The organism is Colwellia sp. NW0002-52-1 (assembly GCF_057550865.1).
The window spans coordinates 189377-208133 of sequence record NZ_BAAJLU010000007.1 but is presented as its reverse complement, the minus strand read 5'-3'; the positions used below and the strand labels follow the sequence as shown (position 1 = coordinate 208133).

The 18757-nt window shown below is 38.9% G+C and carries 15 protein-coding genes and 1 tRNA gene; 11 read left to right on the top strand and 5 right to left on the bottom strand.

Annotated features, from left to right (window positions below):
• Positions 1–101 precede the first annotated feature (101 nt).
• Positions 102–186, top strand: a tRNA-Tyr gene (locus AC27H3_RS09570).
• Positions 187–363: 177 nt separating this feature from the next.
• Positions 364–1731 carry a DEAD/DEAH box helicase gene (locus AC27H3_RS09565; RefSeq protein WP_085302900.1) on the top strand — a complete coding sequence of 456 codons (1368 nt, stop codon included), beginning with the start codon at positions 364–366 and terminating at the stop codon, positions 1729–1731.
• 124 nt (positions 1732–1855) lie between these two features.
• Here AC27H3_RS09565 and AC27H3_RS09560 read toward each other — a convergent pair whose 3' ends face one another.
• Positions 1856–2299, bottom strand: a complete 444-nt coding sequence (locus tag AC27H3_RS09560; protein WP_487105693.1) for a YaiI/YqxD family protein — start codon at positions 2297–2299, stop codon at positions 1856–1858.
• A 116-nt stretch (positions 2300–2415) separates the two neighbouring features.
• Between AC27H3_RS09560 and AC27H3_RS09555 the strand changes: the two genes are divergently transcribed.
• The 3 genes from AC27H3_RS09555 (at position 2416) to AC27H3_RS09545 (ending at position 4578) form a co-directional block, all read left to right on the top strand.
• Positions 2416–2892 carry an acyl-CoA thioesterase gene (locus AC27H3_RS09555; protein WP_085302902.1) on the top strand — a complete coding sequence of 159 codons (477 nt, stop codon included), beginning with the start codon at positions 2416–2418 and terminating at the stop codon, positions 2890–2892.
• A 66-nt stretch (positions 2893–2958) separates the two neighbouring features.
• A complete protein-coding gene (locus AC27H3_RS09550; RefSeq protein ID WP_487105701.1) occupies positions 2959–3312 on the top strand; it encodes a DUF2750 domain-containing protein in 354 nt (117 codons plus the stop codon).
• Positions 3313–3318: 6 nt separating this feature from the next.
• Positions 3319–4578, top strand: a complete 1260-nt coding sequence (locus tag AC27H3_RS09545) for a DEAD/DEAH box helicase (protein ID WP_487105691.1) — start codon at positions 3319–3321, stop codon at positions 4576–4578.
• A gap of 158 nt (positions 4579–4736) precedes the next feature.
• Here AC27H3_RS09545 and AC27H3_RS09540 read toward each other — a convergent pair whose 3' ends face one another.
• The 3 genes from AC27H3_RS09540 to AC27H3_RS09530 form a co-directional block, all read right to left on the bottom strand.
• Positions 4737–5864, bottom strand: coding sequence for an alpha/beta hydrolase (locus AC27H3_RS09540; RefSeq protein ID WP_487105689.1), 1128 nt, complete (start codon positions 5862–5864; stop codon positions 4737–4739).
• A gap of 75 nt (positions 5865–5939) precedes the next feature.
• Positions 5940–6377, bottom strand: coding sequence for a hypothetical protein (locus AC27H3_RS09535; protein ID WP_487105687.1), 438 nt, complete (start codon positions 6375–6377; stop codon positions 5940–5942).
• A gap of 68 nt (positions 6378–6445) precedes the next feature.
• Positions 6446–6652 (bottom strand): cysteine-rich CWC family protein, encoded by a 207-nt coding sequence (locus AC27H3_RS09530; protein ID WP_158088469.1) that lies wholly within the window; start codon positions 6650–6652, stop codon positions 6446–6448.
• A 172-nt stretch (positions 6653–6824) separates the two neighbouring features.
• On the opposite strand from AC27H3_RS09530, the gene AC27H3_RS09525 reads away from it, so the two are divergent.
• Positions 6825–8786, top strand: coding sequence for a DNA topoisomerase III (locus tag AC27H3_RS09525; protein WP_487105685.1), 1962 nt, complete (start codon positions 6825–6827; stop codon positions 8784–8786).
• Between the two features lie 53 nt (positions 8787–8839).
• Here AC27H3_RS09525 and AC27H3_RS09520 read toward each other — a convergent pair whose 3' ends face one another.
• Positions 8840–9724: a LysR family transcriptional regulator gene (locus tag AC27H3_RS09520; RefSeq protein ID WP_487105683.1), complete on the bottom strand. Its 885-nt coding sequence runs from the start codon at positions 9722–9724 to the stop codon at positions 8840–8842.
• A gap of 122 nt (positions 9725–9846) precedes the next feature.
• Between AC27H3_RS09520 and AC27H3_RS09515 the strand changes: the two genes are divergently transcribed.
• The 5 genes from AC27H3_RS09515 to AC27H3_RS09495 all read left to right on the top strand — a co-directional run bounded on the left by AC27H3_RS09515 (position 9847) and on the right by AC27H3_RS09495 (position 18752).
• Complete coding sequence (locus AC27H3_RS09515; protein WP_487105681.1) at positions 9847–10497, top strand: peroxiredoxin-like family protein; 651 nt, start codon at positions 9847–9849, stop codon at positions 10495–10497.
• A complete protein-coding gene (locus tag AC27H3_RS09510; protein ID WP_487105679.1) occupies positions 10497–11258 on the top strand; it encodes a haloacid dehalogenase type II in 762 nt (253 codons plus the stop codon). Before AC27H3_RS09515 ends, AC27H3_RS09510 begins: the two co-directional genes overlap by 1 nt.
• Before the next feature lie 423 nt (positions 11259–11681).
• On the top strand, positions 11682–15716 hold the full coding sequence (locus AC27H3_RS09505) for an ExeM/NucH family extracellular endonuclease (protein WP_487105677.1): 4035 nt from the start codon (positions 11682–11684) through the stop codon (positions 15714–15716).
• A gap of 43 nt (positions 15717–15759) precedes the next feature.
• On the top strand, positions 15760–16365 hold the full coding sequence (locus tag AC27H3_RS09500) for a PEP-CTERM sorting domain-containing protein (RefSeq protein WP_487105675.1): 606 nt from the start codon (positions 15760–15762) through the stop codon (positions 16363–16365).
• Positions 16366–16556: 191 nt separating this feature from the next.
• Positions 16557–18752 (top strand): DUF3857 domain-containing protein, encoded by a 2196-nt coding sequence (locus AC27H3_RS09495; protein ID WP_487105673.1) that lies wholly within the window; start codon positions 16557–16559, stop codon positions 18750–18752.
• The last annotated feature ends 5 nt before the right edge of the window (positions 18753–18757 follow it).

Genomic DNA, 18757 nt, shown 5'->3' with positions numbered 1-18757 from the left:
CGTGTTAGCGCCGATGGTAGTGTGGGAGTTCCCATGTGAGAGTAGGACATTGCTAGGCTTCTTTTCAGAATACCCAGCTTATGCTGGGTTTTCGACCCTGTGGAGGGGTTCCCGAGTGGCCAAAGGGATCAGACTGTAAATCTGACGGCTCAGCCTTCGGTGGTTCGAATCCACCTCCCTCCACCATCATTCTTAAAACCCGTAACGAAAGTTACGGGTTTTTTCGTTTATATCTATTAATCGAAAATAATTGATATTAAATCTACTGCCTACAAGCACTTTCATTGCACTAAAGTCTCCTATAATGTATTCTCCACCGCTGTTTGACATTGGCTCAAACCATCAGCGAGAAGAGTACATTCTATGAGTTTTACCGATTTAGGTTTATCTGCACCAATACAAAAAGCTATTGCTGAGAAAGGCTATGATACACCGTCACCTATTCAAGCTCAGGCAATACCAGCAGTGCTTTCTGGTAAAGATGTTATGGCGGCAGCCCAAACGGGTACAGGTAAAACGGCTGGCTTTACTTTACCGATTCTTGAATTGCTATCTCGTGGAGATAAAGTTCGTGCAAACCAGGCTCGAACATTAATTATTACCCCAACGCGTGAGCTTGCAGCACAGATAGCTGAGAATGTAGAAATGTATGGTAAACACTTACCATTAAAATCAGCTGTAGTTTTTGGTGGCGTTAAGATCAACCCTCAGATGCAAAAGCTACGTGAAGGTGTCGATATATTAGTTGCCACGCCAGGTAGATTGCTAGATTTATATAATCAAAATGCTATACGCTTTAATCAACTTGAAATACTAGTACTCGATGAAGCTGACAGAATGTTAGATATGGGTTTTCTTCGAGATATTAAGAAAATCTTGTCATTGTTACCTAAAGTTCGTCAAACCTTGCTTTTCTCTGCGACATTCTCACCAGATATTCGTGAACTTGCTAAACGTATGGTTAATGACCCTGTAGAGATTTCAATTAGCCCAGAAACTACCACGGCCGAACGAGTTGAGCAATCGATCTACTCAGTTGATAAAAACAGAAAATCAGCGTTGTTAACACATTTAATTTTAGAAAATGACTGGCAACAAGTTATCGTGTTTATGAAAACTAAGCATGGCGCAAACAAACTCACTAAACAATTAGACGCTGCAGGTATTCCAGCTGCTGCTATTCATGGTAATAAAAGCCAAGGTGCAAGAACCAAAGCATTAGCACAATTTAAAGAAGGTAAGATCAGTGTGCTAGTTGCTACTGATATCGCCGCACGTGGTATTGATATTGACCAACTACCGCAAGTAGTTAACTATGAATTACCTAATGTTCCTGAAGATTATGTTCATAGAATTGGTAGAACGGGCCGAGCAGGCTCAAGTGGTCATGCTGTATCCTTAGTGTGTGCGGATGAAATAGATTTACTTAATGACGTTGAACACGTGATACAAGCGCATATTCCAAGAGAGATTGTTGCTGGTTTTGAACCCGTACATGCACTACCAGAGTCACGTAAATTAAGAGCATTAAAGCCTAAAAAGCCAAGAAAATTTAAATCTGAAAGCTTGGATCATAAAGATGGACAACGCTCAGGTGGAAATGCTCGAGGCAATAAACCTACTGGAAAAAATAGACGTCATATAGGAAATAGCTCTGCAAGTAACCCTTACGGTAATAGCGAGCAAAAAAGTGGCGGTAGAAGAAGAATAAATCCTAACCCAAGCAAGTAGAACTCTTTAATACCAATTGACTTAATGAATCGTTCAATTTTAAACCGCTTTAGAATGATCGATTGTTTATATCAATTGGTATAACTATGGCTAAATAAAATTTAGCCATAGCGCTAATCAATAATTATTTCTGAGCTAATAATTTATCTAAGTTGTTAGCAAAAGCTTGTCGATCACTTTGACTGATCGGCGGTGCACCACCTGTTTCAATACCACTAGAACGTAATGTATCCATAAAATCACGCATGTTAAGGCGTTGGCGAATATTACTTTCAGTGTATAGTTCACCTCTAGGATTTAAAGCTAAACAGCCTTTCTCAACCACTTCTGCTGCTAATGGAATATCAGCGGTTATCACTAAATCATTGGCTTGAGCGCGTTTTACAATTTCATCGTCAGCAATATCAAAACCCGCGGTAACCTGAACAAAGCTAATAACCTTTGATGGTGGGACTTTTAAGTAATGATTTGCTAATAAAGTCGTGGTTGTTTGTGTTCGTTCTGCAGCCCTAAATAGTATCTCTTTAATAACAACAGGACAGGCATCAGCATCAACCCATATTTTCATGGTTTACCTTTAAATTATAAATGATTTAACTAGTGGTAATGTAACGCTAAATGTCGTGTAATGTAAGTACTGCTAGCGTAATCAACCAAACTCAATTTACTTTATTAGGAATAGTCATGAACCAACCACAACGCGATATTACCTTAAGATTTTTAGCTGAACCGCAAGATGTTAACTTTGGTGGTAAAGTTCATGGTGGTGCGGTAATGAAATGGATAGATTTAGCTGCATACGCCTGTGCCGCAGGATGGAGTGGTCGATATTGTGTTACCGCGTACGCTGGTGGTATTCGATTCATAGCACCTATTCATGTTGGTAGTTTAGTTGAAGTAGAAGCTAAGGTAATTTACACCGGAAACTCTTCTATGCATATCGCATTAGAAGTTAATGCTTGCGATCCTAAATCATTAAATCGTCGCTTAACAACCCACTGTATTGTGATCATGGTTGCTGTAGATCAAAACGGTCAGTCTGAACAGATTCCTAAATGGATACCAAAAACAGATGAAGATAAAAAGCAGCATGAAAGTGCGAAAAAATTAATGGAAATGCGTAAACAAATCGGCGAAGAGATGCAAATTTTTGTAGAATAGCGCTATTCATAAAGTTGGGCAGGATTACTCGTGTTAGAAGCAGAAAAAATTAAACAAATATTGCAAATGGATGATGCACAGCGTGCAGCTTATTTCATCAATGAAACTGTCAGTCAAAATACTCTTTGGATATTAACCGATGAGCATGGCTGTGTAATGCTAAACACCGAAGATGAAGACTGCGTGCCTGTATGGCCGAACCAAGAGTTTGCAAAAGCTTGGGCAACTGATGAATGGCAAGCCTGTCAACCTGAAGCTATTTCTTTAAATAAATGGTTTAGTCGTTGGACGCATGGCTTAGCTGATGATGAGTTAGCAATAGTGGTATTTCCAAGCCAAGACGAGCAAGGTTTAGTTTTTTATCCCGATGAACTAGAACATGAACTTAAACAAAAGCAACAAGCGATTAAGAAGCGATAGATAGGCATGAGTTTTTCATCACTAGCATTAGATAAATCATTAACTGACGCTGTAAAAGCCTTAGGTTATGAGCAGCCAACTCCAATACAGCAACAAGCTATTCCCGCTATTTTAGCCAATAAAGATATTATGGCAGGTGCGCAAACGGGTACAGGTAAAACGGCTGCTTTTGCATTACCTATTCTTCAACGTTTGGGCGAAAATATTCCAGCTCAAAGGCCGATAAGAGCATTAGTGTTAACGCCAACACGTGAACTTGCTCAGCAAGTGTATAAAAGCTTTGTCAGTTATGCTGAAAATACTGATCTTAATATTGCTGTAGCTTATGGCGGAGTTAGTATTAAACCGCAAATTGAAGCAATAGAAAAAGGTGCAGACGTTTTAATCGCCACACCGGGTCGATTGTTAGACCATATTATTAATGGCAGTGTGTTATTAATTCACCTTGAAACCATCGTATTTGATGAAGCTGATCGCATGTTAGACATGGGCTTTAAAGATGAAATTGATCGAATTTTAAATCGCTTACCACCAAAGCGCCAAACATTGCTTTTTTCGGCCACCTTTGATGATGCAATTTTTAAACTCAGTAAAACATTGCTCAATGATCCAGAGCTCATTGAAGTTAGCGAACGTAATACTGCAGCAAGCCAAGTAGAGCAAATTGTTTATACCGTTGATAGTGATCGCAAACGTGAACTGACATCGTTTTTAATTGGTTCGAAAAATTGGCAGCAAGTGCTTATTTTTACTCGTACTAAGCAAGGCGCAGATGATCTAGCAAAAGAAATGTCGAAAGACGGTATTAAAACTCAATCTATACACGGTGATAAGTCTCAAGGCGCAAGAGACAAAGCATTAGCTGAATTTAAAGCGGGTAAAACGAGAGCATTAGTAGCAACTGATGTCGCTGCTCGTGGCATCGATATTCACGATTTACGTTACGTGATTAACTACGAGTTGCCTTATATCGCCGAAGACTACATTCATCGAATTGGGCGCACAGGACGTGCAGGTAATGACGGCTTAGCTATTTCTTTAATGAGTCCATCAGAAGAATGGTTGCTAGAAGCGGTAGAGAAAGTATTAGATTCGCGTTTAATGCAACAGTGGTTACCAGGTTATGAGCCCGATCTAACCAAGAAAGACTTACCAGCTCGTAAAAACACACTAGGGCAGCAAAAAAAGCATGGTCGACAAAAAGCTTTTGGTGACAAGAGTAAAGCCAAAGCAAATGCTAAACAGAACAAACAACGTCGTCGATAAGCTGGTTTGTTACGTTTGATATCAAAAAGCCGAATTGAATAACAATTCGGCTTTTTATTGTAATTTATAGTTAGATATAAAAACGACTGCATTAAACGCAGAAACACGTTACTCAACAAAGCTAACACAGTCGCTATAAGTTATGGAGTTAAGCTAGCCTAAGTTAATCGCCAAACTTGCGCTGATTTACTTTGTCTATTTCGAGTGCTGTCTTCGTAAGGTACGCCATCAATACTTTGTCTGATATCTTCATTAACGGTGGCCCATAAGTAATAGCTATGCTCAGTAATACCACCAACAATTTTAGAACAGTTTACTTGGCTGACTTTGTTGTGTAATTGCGAGGGTCTAGCCGTGCCGTTGTGACCAAGCCTATCAGTATTACCTTTAGTATAATCAGAAATATACATCGCTAAATCACCATTGTTATAATAAACCGTTACTTGCTTTGCTAGTCGGTGTAAGTTAACCATAGGGCGATCTTCTTCAAAAATGTTATCGTCTACATCAGGTGCACACATAAATATATGCTGAAATAATTGAGGGAAACGTTTTTGATTATTGAGTTTATCTAATGAAACTAGTGCATGTTGTAAAACATAATTCCCCATAGAATGACAAAGCAAATGTAATTGTTGTCCACATTCTTTTATGGAAGGATCTTTATGCGTAGGTCTAAGTGTCATCAGAAAATCGCGTAATTTAAGAAACCCTCGCGCGACTGCAATACTGGAATCTCTGGCATCGTTACGGTCAGACAAGTAGGCTTTGTTTTTCATCATTGCACCGTCCGAAGGCCAAGAAAATAAGAACACACAAGTGTCTTTTTGTTCTTCATTATTGAGCGAATGTCGGTTTAGCATTAACTCTAGAGCCAAAGCGGAAGCAACCGCTTCAAACCAATCAACATTAAAGCCATGAATGAAGATAACGAGATCTTGTTTCGTTTCCATTTGTTTTTTCAGTGCTTGAAAAACCTTAACTGAAGGCAGTTGAGTTGTTGTGGCATCGGCTAGATTTGTAGGTTCTTCAAAAGCCGTGATTAAATGTTTTTTACGAAGTTTTTTCTCGATATAGCCAGCTAAACTTTCACCATCGCCTGAGCGTTTATCAACGGTACTGTTAAGGTATTCCTTAACTTTATTAGCGCTTACTTCTACGCAAACTTGGCCAAAGCGTAAATTGTTAGCGCGATCAGAACTAAAGTCTTGTCCGTAGCTGTCAGGTGACCAACGTTCACCTATGTGGTTTCTGTTTGTGGCATAATACAAGGTTAAAGTGAGCATATAGTCATCCCGTTACTATGAACTTAACTACTATAATTGTAGCTAAGTTATGGTTGCTAACAAGTGAACGTTAAGCTATTTCGATTTAAGCTTGTGGATGATTCTTGAAAGTAGGTTTGCTCGGCCCATCTCTAAAGAAACCTCGTCATAATTACTGTTTAAAATTTTAATACGCATAGAATACGTACCGCCATGGCCCCAAGGCCACCAAATAACAGCAATAGCAGGAAAGTCTTCAGTAGCAGGCTTAGTAAAGATGAATTGATCTTTACTCAGTTGAGTTAACTCTCCTAACTCAGCCTTTAATGACGCTGGCGATTTTTTAATATTTTTTTTATGCCACTCCTCACTAAATATTCGGCGCAAAACCGTTAACATCCGCTCTTTTTTTTCCCATGAAAACTCTGTAAGTAACACAGATTGTTTTTCTTCCCAACGCCAGGTAAGTTCATCGCCTAATGGTGTGGTTATAGCGTTGAATATAGTGTCTTGTTGTTTTTTATTATATGACACAAAAATTCCTTGTTATTGAATGGATTAAGAAAATTGCATGAGAAATATTAACACGTTATTACTAACGTTTACGTCTTATCGACAATGTTATTGAAGTTAAACTTATCAATACACTTTTTACAAATACACGACTTTAGAGATAGCGCCTGTGGTACTTTTTGCAGTAATTCAGGTTTTACTTCACTTGTTGTGCACCAGCAGGGCGTTTCAGCATTAATTTCACAGAAATTATTTTGTTGGCACAAAGGACATTGATTGGTATCAATGGTAGGCATTAGTATTCGCTTAATATTGTAATTGTTCATCAGGAAAGTAGCACAATTTACCTCGCAGTAAAATATTTAGCTAGAATCTCAAGAGTAATACTCGGTAACTGTATAAATAAACAGGTTTAAGTGTTAGGCTGTTATAAAATTCATTCGACGTTACGCTAGAAAAGTTTACATTGTGAAATTATACATCGCAGAAAAACCAAGCTTAGGGCGAGCCATAGCAGCAGCTTTGCCTAAACCTCAAAAAAATAATCAAGGTTATATCACACTTGCTAACGGTGATGTGGTGAGCTGGTGTATTGGACATATTCTTGAGCAAGCTGATCCTGAAAACTATGACCCAGCGTTTAAAAAGTGGCAAATGGCCCATCTACCGATTATTCCAGAGCAATGGCAGTTAAAACCCAAAGCACAAACGCGTGCCCAACTTACCGTGTTGCGTAAACTCGTTAAACAAGCGGATGAAATTGTCCATGCAGGCGACCCTGACAGAGAAGGGCAGTTGCTAGTGGATGAAGTGATCGAATTTTTAAAAGTCCCGGCGAAGAAAAAGCAAAATATTCAACGTTTACTGATCAGCGATTTAAATTTGTCAGCAGTACAAAGATCGCTAAAAAACATGCAAAGCAATCAACTGTTTATGCCGTTATCTATTTCAGCGTTAGCGCGCTCTCGAGCAGACTGGTTGTACGGCATTAACCTCACTCGTGCTTATACTTTACAAGGGCAAAAGGCAGGCTTTAACAGTGTGTTGTCAGTAGGGCGAGTGCAAACCCCTATTTTAGGTTTAGTGGTTCGACGCCAACAAGAAATCGACAACTTTGTTGCGAAAGATTTTTATGAAGTACACGCGCATTTGCTTACTAATAAGCAAGAGGCATTTATTGCCAAGTGGCAGCCAAGCGAGGCATGCCAACCCCATATGGATGAAGAAGGGCGTGTACTTAATCGTGCGTTAGCGGAAAATGTTGTTGGTCGAATTGAAAATAAAACCGCTGAGGTCAGCAAGGTTGATGAGCAACAAAAAAAACAAGCGGCGCCTTTACCTTATAATTTATCGTCATTACAAATTGACGCAGCCAAAATATATGCTTTGAATGCCAAGCTAGTGCTAGATGTATGTCAGGCGCTCTATGAAAAGCATAAATTGATAACCTATCCTCGCTCAGATTGTCGGTATTTACCGAAAGAACATCATGCGCAAGCGAAAGGTATTATTGCCATGTTGGCCAGTGCCGATGAAAACTATGGTAAATTTGCTCAAGGTGCTAATAGCGCATTAAAAAGTAAAGCTTGGAACAGCGCTAAAGTTACCGCGCATCATGCCATTATCCCAACAGAAAAATCAGCCAATAACCTGAACTTAAACCCTTTTGAAAAGAAAATTTATTTTCTGATTGTGCGACAGTATTTAGCGCAGTTTTATCCGGTTTATCAATTCAACCAATGTCGGGTGGAGATTTTAATTGCTGGCGGAAAGTTTTTAGCCAATGCTAAAACACCTATCGCGCAAGGTTGGAAAGTATTATTTCAGCGCGCTAAAACTAAGCAGGCTGACGCCAACACAGAAAATTTGGCTCAAGATAATGACGATAAACTCAGCAATCAACTATTACCAAAATTAGTAGCGGGTGAAAAAATACATTGTACTCATGGTGAATTAATTAGCCGCATGACCCAAGCACCCAAACCCTTTACCGATGCTAGTTTATTAAGCGCCATGACCGGAATTGCTCGATTTGTTAGTGATAACGAAATAAAGAAATTGTTAAGAGATACCGATGGCTTAGGCACTGAAGCAACCCGAGCCGGTATTATTGACTTACTATTTAAGCGTGGTTATTTAGAACGCAAAGCTAAAAATATTCATGCAACTTTAGTGGGCACATCACTAATTAATGCTTTACCTATTGCTGCTACCATGCCAGATATGACCGCGCATTGGGAAGCAACGCTGACTAATATTAGTGAGAAAAAAAGTCGTTACGAACATTTAATTACTCCCTTAACATCGACAATCACCGAGATGATCCGCCAATCAGAGCAACAATCTTTTGCTCATCTACCAAAAGTAGCTTTTAAGCGAAAATCGAAAACAAAAAAGAAAACAGCTTGGAAAAAAGCAGCGACTAAGTAAAGTTATTTTTATGTTTAAAGCTAAGCTGAAGATAAGTGCATAGCAATCGGCAATCAGCAATCAATAAACAGCGATTTCATAAAGTCATAAAACACGTCAGTTTTACGGGTGGTTAAGCTGTTTTGTGGTCGCAAAAACCATACGGGTGCATCACTTTTGGCCATTACCTTAGGCATTACTTCAACTAATGTGCCATCAGCGAGTTCATCATTAATCGCTATTCGCGACTTAATCGCGATACCATGTCCGGCGATAGCGGCTTGTGTCATATTGTCTGAATTTGAAATAGTAAAACGGGTTTTTGCGTTAAAGTTTTGTATTTCGCCTTTTTCATCAAACAACTTTAATTGCCTTTGCCAGGGTAAACATACCCAGTTATGTTCGGCAAGTTCAGCTAAATTGGCTGGCATGCCATGTTTTTCGATATAACTTGGTGCAGCACACAGTACACGGCTGTTATTTACTAATTTTCGAGATAATAAACCTGAGTCATTTAATTGCCCAACTCTTATCGCCACATCTTGCGCATCATCAACAACATTAACAAAGTGGTCGTTAATAAGAAAATCGAGCTTTAGTTCAGGGTAAGTATCTTCAAATTGGGTGAGCTTAGGCATTACATATTTAGAAAATACCCAAGGCGGCATAGTAACTCTGAGTAAGCCACTTACCGATGAACTACGGGCACCAATACTGTGCTCTGCATCGTGTAAAGCCTCTATAATAGCGCCAACTCGCGTATAAAAAACTTCTCCAGCTGGAGATAAACGTATTCTACGACTATCTCTAAATACTAAAACAGTTGAAAGTTCTCGTTCAAGTTTACTTAATCTATGACTCACGGTGGCAGGCGATAATCGCTGTTCGCGCGCAGCAGCTAAAACGCCTTTATTTTCCACCACAGCAATAAAGGTTTCTAAATCGCTTAAGTTATACATCACAACACCAACATCTGTTTTCAATGTTTAATATTTTCGAATGATGCTTTCACTTTTGCAATGTTTATTTAAATAAGTAAAACACTATAATGAAGTATAGTTTTATTAACGAGGTTTTTATTATGAGTTTAAAAGCACAAATTGACGCATATAACGTTCAAAAAGAAGCTAATTTACCGGCTGACGTTTTAGCATTAATGAACACAACTAACGAAGAGCTTATTGCCCAACATGTTAGAGATAATGCCTTACAAGTAGGTCAAAAGGTTGCAAATTTTAGCCTAGCAAATCATTGTGGCGATACCGTAGCGTTAACTGATTTACTGGTAAAGGGACCAGTAATTATCAGCTTTTATCGTGGCGGTTGGTGTCCATATTGTAATTTAGAGCTAAAAGCACTGAATGACTATTTACCAAAATTTAAAGCACATAATGCGCAGTTAGTTGCCGTATCACCGCAGTTACCTGACGAGTCACTATCAACAGCACAAAAAAATGAGCTTGAGTTTGACGTACTTTCAGACGTGAGCAATATCGTGGCAAATCAATTTGGTTTGTTATTTACTTTAGATGAACGAATTCAAAGCTTATACACAGGTTTTGGTATCGACTTTGAAAGTTACTACGGCGATAAGAGTTTCAAACTACCTTTGCCTGCAACTTATGTTATTAATCAAGATGGTATTATTACTTACGCATTTATCAGCGAAGACTATACTTTACGTGCAGAGCCTGAAGCTGTACTCAATGCCCTGCAAACGGAAAAAAATTAATGTCAGTTTTACAATCACTTAAAAAAATTACATTCGTACTTTTAGTGGGTACGAGTCTTTTATCTGGAGTTGTTATGGCGAATGAAGCACCAAGCAAACCGAAAGTACTTATTTTTGATGTTAACGAAACCTTACTTGATCTCACGTCAATGCGAACGTCTATTGGCCAAGCTTTAGGTGGCCGTGAAGATTTACTACCACTTTGGTTTTCTACCATGTTGCATCATTCGCTAGTTTCTACTGTGATGAACGATTATCACGATTTTGGCCAAATTGGCGTGGCTTCATTATTAATGGTGGCACAAAACAATGGTATCGAAATAACTCCTGAGCAAGCAAAAACAGCTATTGTAACGCCATTGCTAACGTTACCACCGCATAGCGATGTAAAAGCAGGCTTAGCGCAACTTAAAGCGCAAGGTTACAAGTTGGTTAGCTTAACTAACTCTTCAAATAAAGGCGTTAAAGCACAGTTTGAAAATGCAGGGTTAACCTCTTACTTTGATGAGCGTTACAGTATTGAAGATATAAAAATTTATAAGCCTGACTTACGCGCTTACGAATGGGTACTTAAAAAACTTAATATTAAAGCGAATGAAGCTATGATGGTAGCCGCTCATGGTTGGGATGTTGCTGGCGCCAAAGAAGCAGGCCTACAAACCACCTTTATTGCTCGCCCGGGCAAAGCACTCTATCCGTTAGCGAAAAAGCCTGATCATGTGGTGAAAGACTTAGCCGAATTGGTTACTTTGCTTAAGTAAGCTCTATAGATGAACTAGCGTGCTAGCGGTTAATTACAATGTAATTAACCGCTTTATTATTTCAAACCTCCCATTTCCTTTCCTCGCATTACATATTTTTGCATTGTCATTAATGGCTTATATTAATATGAAACAGCATGACTAATTTTTTTTATGCCGTTTGATAAGTGAAAAATTAATGAATTTTAACTTTATATCAATGATTTATGATTATTTAGACCTAATACTCTAATTGCATCTCAACTATTATTAAAATAAATGCCGAGCTAACTTACTGTTAGTAATATAAAAGTTATATATTTTTTTACTTACCAAGTGGTCAGTGATTAAAAAACCTTCATTTTGTTGTAACAATAATTTAACATTAATAAGGCAAAATAAGGTCAGGTGATTTTGAATAATAATAATATTAGGAGATGTGTGGTGGCTATTTTTTTACCGAGAAAACTCAACAGCGTTAGGTCAGGCTTCGCTAGTTCGATAGTTTTTACTATTTTTACCGGGAGTGTATTAGCATCAACTTTGGTTAACGCAGAGGAAATATGGAGTGAAAACTTCGACGCTGCAGCCATTGATGGTAAAGGAGCAGTTTTCAACCAAATTGATTTAACGAATGTAACCAAATGGTCAATTGATGTAAGTTCAGCAGGACTTACCGCGACTTCAGATTGGTTTAAAGTTAATAATGGCAAGTTTGAAGGTAGAGATCTTGATGGCGCAGCGATGTGGTTGTCTGAAGCTATCGATATTAGTAACTTTTCTGATGTTAACTTATCGGTAAATGCCGCAGAAAATGGTAACCATGAAGGAACAGATTTTTTAGATGTTGCTTATGCTATCGACGGTGGTGCATTTGTTACTGTAGAGAATTGGCAAGGTAAGGGCAGTGCTTCAAATACCTTAATTGATGATTTTACCAGTGAAACAGTGACAGCAGCAATTGCCGCAGGCAATTCATTAGTTATTCGTATTAGCATGAAAAACAATGCCGGTTCTGAGTATATTTCTTTTGATAACGTAATGGTTTCGGGTAACAGCGGTAACGTTGAACCGCCAATTGACCCACCCATTGATCCACCTGTTGAGCCACCAGTTACAGATACTATTACAAACGCATGTTTTAATTGCCCTGATTTAAGTAAAGTGGCATCAGCAAGTGATTTTGATGACGCTATTTACTATGCCGATGTACACGCATTGCAAGCTAACCAAGCATCAGCAACAGATTTTCGCAATGCAATTAATGGTGCCATTACCATAAATCATAACGTACTGAGTTACTCAGAAGTTTGGACTGCACTAACGAAAACAGATGAAGATCCGCTGAACAGCGATAATGTTATTTTATTATATCGAGGTCTTTCATTAGCTAAATTCTCAAACGGTAGTGGTTCACAATCTTCTAATCCAGATAACTGGAATCGCGAGCATGTTTGGGCAAAAAGTCATGGCTTCCCAAGTTCAAGTGCTTCAGCGTATACCGATATTCATCATTTAAGACCTACCGATATTTCAGTTAATTCATCGCGTGGTAATTTAGATTTTGATTACAGCGACAATGCCTTATCAGAAGCACCACAAAATCGCGTTGATGGTAACTCATTTGAGCCACGTGATGTGGTAAAAGGTGATGTTGCCCGTATGACCTTTTATATGGATGTACGCTATGAAGGTGCTGATCCACAAACACCAGATTTAACCTTAGTTGATATGCTAACCAGCACAGGCCAGCCTCGTTTAGGTAAGTTATGTGCTTTACTTGCTTGGCATGTTGACGATCCGGTTGATAGCTACGAGCAAGAACGTAATAACCGTATTTATGAATTCCAAGGGAACCGTAACCCGTTTATTGATCACCCTGAATGGGTAACACAAGTATTTACTAATGCCTGTGATGGAACAACACCGGTAGATCCGATTGACCCTACGCCTGTAGACCCAGTAGACCCAGTTGACCCGGTTGATCCAGACCCTGTTGATCCGGTAGACCCTACACCACCATCAAGCAGCTCAGCTTTGTTTATTTCTGAGTATGTTGAAGGCAGTAGCTACAACAAAGCGGTTGAAATTTTTAACCCAACCGATACCAGTGTTTCATTAACCGGCTACCAATTAAAACTTTATGCTAACGGCAATACTGAACCAACAGTGACAACAGATCTATCGGGTGTAGTATTAGCGAATGACGTTGTCGTGCTTGGTTCAACACAAGTAACAGCAGACAGCGCCTTAAAACCTTTAATAGATATAGCGGTTAGCGCCGTTAACTTTAATGGCGATGACTATTTCGAACTAGTAAAAGATGGTGAACTCGTTGACTCTTTTGGCGTTAAAGGCGAAAGAACAAGTTGGGCGTCTAATACTACCTTGGTTAGAAAATCGTCGATTGCCAGCGGTGATAAAAATGTTAGCGATGCATTCGTTGTTGCCAATGAATGGGACAGCTATCCGTCAAACACTTTTAGCTTTTTAGGCTCACACAGCTTTGATGGCACAGTGGTTGATCCAGGTCCTGATCCAGAACCTGAAGAACCGTCGCTAATCGGTATGTGTGGCGACAGTGCTGAGCTTATCAGTGCAATTCAAGGTAAAGGCGATGCTTCTCCTATGGTAGAGCAAAACAAAGTTGTGGAAGGTGTTGTAACTTCAGTTGTTGATAGTTTATCTGGCTTTTTTGTTCAAGAAGAAGCGCAAGATAACGATGCAGACCCTGAAACTTCAGAAGCACTTTTTGTTTATTTAAATGGTCAAGGCGAAGCGCCAACTTTAGGTTCGCAAGTACGTGTTAAAGGTGACGTTAAAGAGTTTTATAATCGTACACAGTTAACGCTTAGCGAAAATGTTGTTGAGTGTGGAGTAGGCGATACTATCGCAGCAACGAATGTAATTATGCCGGTTGATAGTTTAAATACTTGGGAATCATTAGAAGGGATGAAAGTTACTTTTGAGCAAAAGTTACATGTAACCGATACCTTTAGTTTAGCAAGATATGGTCAACTGAGCTTATCAAAGGGTCGCTTACTGATCCCAACTAATATTTATCAACCTAACTCAAGTCAAGCGCTAGCATTAGCTGAGAGAAATACGCGAAATGTTATTGTGCTAGATGATCAAAACAATAGCCAAAACCCAGAGTTTATACCATTTCCAAGCTCGGGACTAAGCTACAATAATGGCGTTCGCTTAGGCGATGCGGTTGATAATATTACCGGTATTTTAGATTACAGTTTCAATGAATATCGTGTTCTACCAACGCAAGAGCCAACTTTCCTTGGCAATAACCAGCGTTTAGCATCTCCAACTATTGGTTCTACAAGTGAAGTTAAAGTCGCAAGCTTTAACGTGCTGAATTACTTTAATGGTGACGGCCAAGGTGGCGGATTTCCAACCGCACGTGGCGCTGACAACCTTGAAGAGTTTACACGCCAAAGTGACAAAATAGTTGCGGCTCTAGCTGAAATTGATGCTGATGTTGTTGGCTTAATGGAAATAGAAAACGATGGCTTTGATGAGTTATCTGCTATTGCCGACTTAACCGATAACCTCAATAGCGTTGTCGGTGCAAATACTTATCAATATATAAGTATTGATGCCACAGAGCTAGGTACTGATGCGATTACCGTTGGTTTACTTTACAAGCCTGGTACGGTAACTCTTGCTGGTAATGCAGTAACAACAAACGAAGCACCATTTGATTTTGGTAATCGTCAGCCTTTAGTACAATCGTTTACCTCTAACACTAGCGGTGAAGCATTTACTGTTGCTGTAAATCATTTTAAATCAAAAGGTAGTTGTGGCAGTGCTTCAGGCGCAAATGCTGATCAAAATGACGGACAAGCATGTTGGAATGAGCTACGTACTCAAGCGGCCAATAAACTTGTATCTTGGTTAGCTTCAAAGCCAACGCAATCAGATACCGATAATATGCTCATAATTGGAGACCTTAATGCGTATGGCATGGAAGACCCAATTCGCGCTATTACCGCTAGTGGCTATCATAACCTTATTGCTGAAAAGGTAGGCCTAAGTGCTTATTCTTATACTTTTGGTGGTGAAAGTGGTTACTTAGATCATGCCCTAGCCTCAAGCAGCTTAGCGGCTTTTGTTGATTCAGTTGACGAGTGGCATATTAACGCCGATGAACCTGTCGTTTTTGATTACAATATTGAAAATAAATCAGCAACTCAGTTAGTGTCGTATTACGGCAGTGACGCTTATCGTGCCTCAGATCATGACCCAGTTATTGTCTCACTAACCTTTAACACACCTGAAGTGTTAATTGGCGACTTTGACAACGATGCCGATATTGATATCGCTGATGTTAGAGCGTTTATCAGCATGCTAAGAGCGGGCGAAAACTTTGATTTAAGTTACGACTTTAATAACGACGGCCAAGTAAATACGCTTGATGCACGTACGCTTATGCAAAACTGTACTCGCAATCGCTGTGCGATGTAGTAACAGTTGAAATAACAATAATAAATTTAAAATAGGAATAAACATGAAAAAATTACTGATACTACTAAGCTTTTGGTGTGCTGCTATAACCGCCAACGCTTCACTTATTACCATCGATGTAGAAGACAAAAGCTATGGTATAAACGACACATTAACCGCGAATATTTATATCTCTGAACTAGAAGATGACTTCGGGTTTCAAACTTTTGTGACGGAATTTACCTTTGATTTTATTTTCGCAGAAGGTTTGCTAGATTTTGAACAAGTTACCTTTGGTGACAAACTTGATATAGATGCTTTTTTTCCTAGCGATAGAGTTGATAGCTACACCATGGGCCAACCATTTACCATCAGCGAAACAACTTATGCATTTGATATTGACACCGTACAATTTGGCTTAAGTAGCTTCTTACTTGCGTCAATTGACTTTACGGTTGTTGGCAGTGGTTTAGCGGAATTTTCATTAGCAAATGTCGATGTACTAGACTTAGGTTTTTCACATGATGATTTATCATCACGAGGAATATCATCACGAGGAACTAGTGCTCAATTAGGTAATCAAGTTGCCGTGCCAGAGCCAAGCACAGTAGCTATATTAGTATTAGCTTTATTAATGCTTATCAGCATGAAAAGAAAAGCAAAACACTAATTAAATAGCATAAATCATACCTACTAGCCGAAGCTAACTCTAAGCGTTCACTAGTAGGTATACCTTTCTAAAAACTTCAAACATTATTCCAGAAAAACAATACTTTAGTTATTTTCAAAAACTAGGTAAGCTAGCAGTATAAAATTCAACCTGTTAAGCACTTAACCGGTATTTAGAATAAGGAAATCAGCATGCTGTTTCGCGGTATTATTACAACCATTATTAGCTTCATATTTTTGGCTTTACCCGCTTTTTCACAAACGGCCAGTATTGGTCCGTCTGTAGAAGAGCTACTTGAAAAAAGAACGTTAGCGACTAAACAATTTAGCAGTAGCGCGGTGATACTAAGTCGCCGAGGCGATGTTATTGTTGATGATAAAGGTTTCGAAAAAAGCCACTTTTATAATGCCATTTATATTGCGGATGAAAGTGCGGTAAAAGACTATTCAAAAATGATTAGTCAATTTAATTCGCATTACCAAGAAAAACAAATCGACTTTGCTCGGGTTATTACCCCAGAAGGTAAAGTAATAGAAATGCAAGCAGACGCTATTACCTTAGTAACCAGTAATAATGGTGACTACTTTGACGAAGGTAAACAATATGAGTTTGCGCTTCCTCAACTGCGCGCTGGCAGTATTATTGAGTATCAAGCCACTACACAGCAAATAAAACCTTTTATTGAAAACGAATGGTTTTCAAGTATTAGCTTTCACTTTGTAAAATTTCTCCCTAGCATTAATTGGCTAAGAATCGATCCAGTATTAGAAACTAAAAACACTTTAACATTACCCAAAACTACTGAAATTTCTATTGTTAACCACAATATTGAAATAACACCCAAGTTGACAGAAACAGCAAAAACTAAAACTTATAGCTGGCAAACCAGCAACCAAACCGGTATTGAGTTGGAAATGGAAATGCCGAGTTTAGATGATATTTTACCGTCTATTCACCTTTCCACCATCAAAGAATGGCGTACCGTTAATCAGTGGTTTAATACCTTATATTTACCAACACAAAACGCTGATCAAGCCATTGTTGAGTTAGCTCAGTCTCTATTTAAAGATGGTATGAATGAGCGTGAAAAAATTAAAGCCGTTTTTGACTATATGCAGAAAAACGTGCGTTATATAGGTGCTCATGTAAATCGAGGTGGTTATAAGCCTCATTTAGCCAGTGAAGTGCTAAGCCAAGCCTACGGTGATTGTAAAGATCAAACCGTACTTATTATTGCCTTATTAAAACAAGCCGATATAGCGGCATATCCTGCATTAATTAACTCCTACCCAGGCGCAAAATTTAACGACGATTTACCGATGTTAAATTTTGACCATATGATCACCTACATTGAAACAAAAACTGCAAAATATTGGCTTGATACCAGTGGGCAAACGGGGACATTCCCAGGTATTAACCTTAATTTAGAAGATAAAAAAGCTTTAGTGGTAAATGAACAAGAGGGCAGAATATTAACACTACCGGCCACAACAAGTGCTGACAATATAGCCACCGTGAATATCGACTTTTCAGTTAATAAAGCGAAAATTAACGCGCGTGTATCGTTAGATTTAGCAGGCCATGTTGAAACCAACCTAAGAAGTTTTATGCAGTTTTCGCCAAACGCTTTATCAGCCGCAGAGCAAATACTGTCGCCATTATTGTTTAGCCGACGCATTAGCGATTTTGAAAACTCAGATCCCATTGATATTACAACGCCTTTTACCTTATCAGCCAACTTCAATGACATAGCAGAGCTAACCGCAGAAATTGATAACTTTAGATACAGTTATGATTACAGCGCACTTTTAAATGTTTTTACTACGCTGAGTAATCTTGCGCCCGTAGCGACGCGAAAATTCGATTTTGTTATCTTGCAACCTATAACGGTTGTTATTAACTCCTTTTACCCGCACCCGTGGTCAGGCTCAACATTAGGTTATAGCCAACCGGCGAAAAATGTAGAAAACGACTTTTTTGAAATAACCCACCAAGTGCAAGAAAAAAGTGACGGCATGTATATAAGCTCAACCTTTGTTTTGCCTAAGCAAGTTATTAAGGTTGGCGACTATGCGCGCTTTTATCAGCAGGTAAGTGAATTGCCAACACATTCACAAAGCTTATTTGTTTTTCTAAAACCGTCGAAATCAACACCTAAGGTTGATATTAATGACGCGACAACAACCAATAAAATAGCACTAGCAAAGCACTTGTTAGAGCAATCAGAATTTGCACAAGCACTTGAGGTTATTGGTGAGGTAGTTGCGTTAGACGAAACTAATGGTGAAGCACAGTACTTATTAGGCATATCATTGGGCTTTGCCGGTAACAATGAGCAATCTGAAAAAGCTTTTGAGCGTGCAGAACAACTTGGCTATCAGGATTAGGAGCA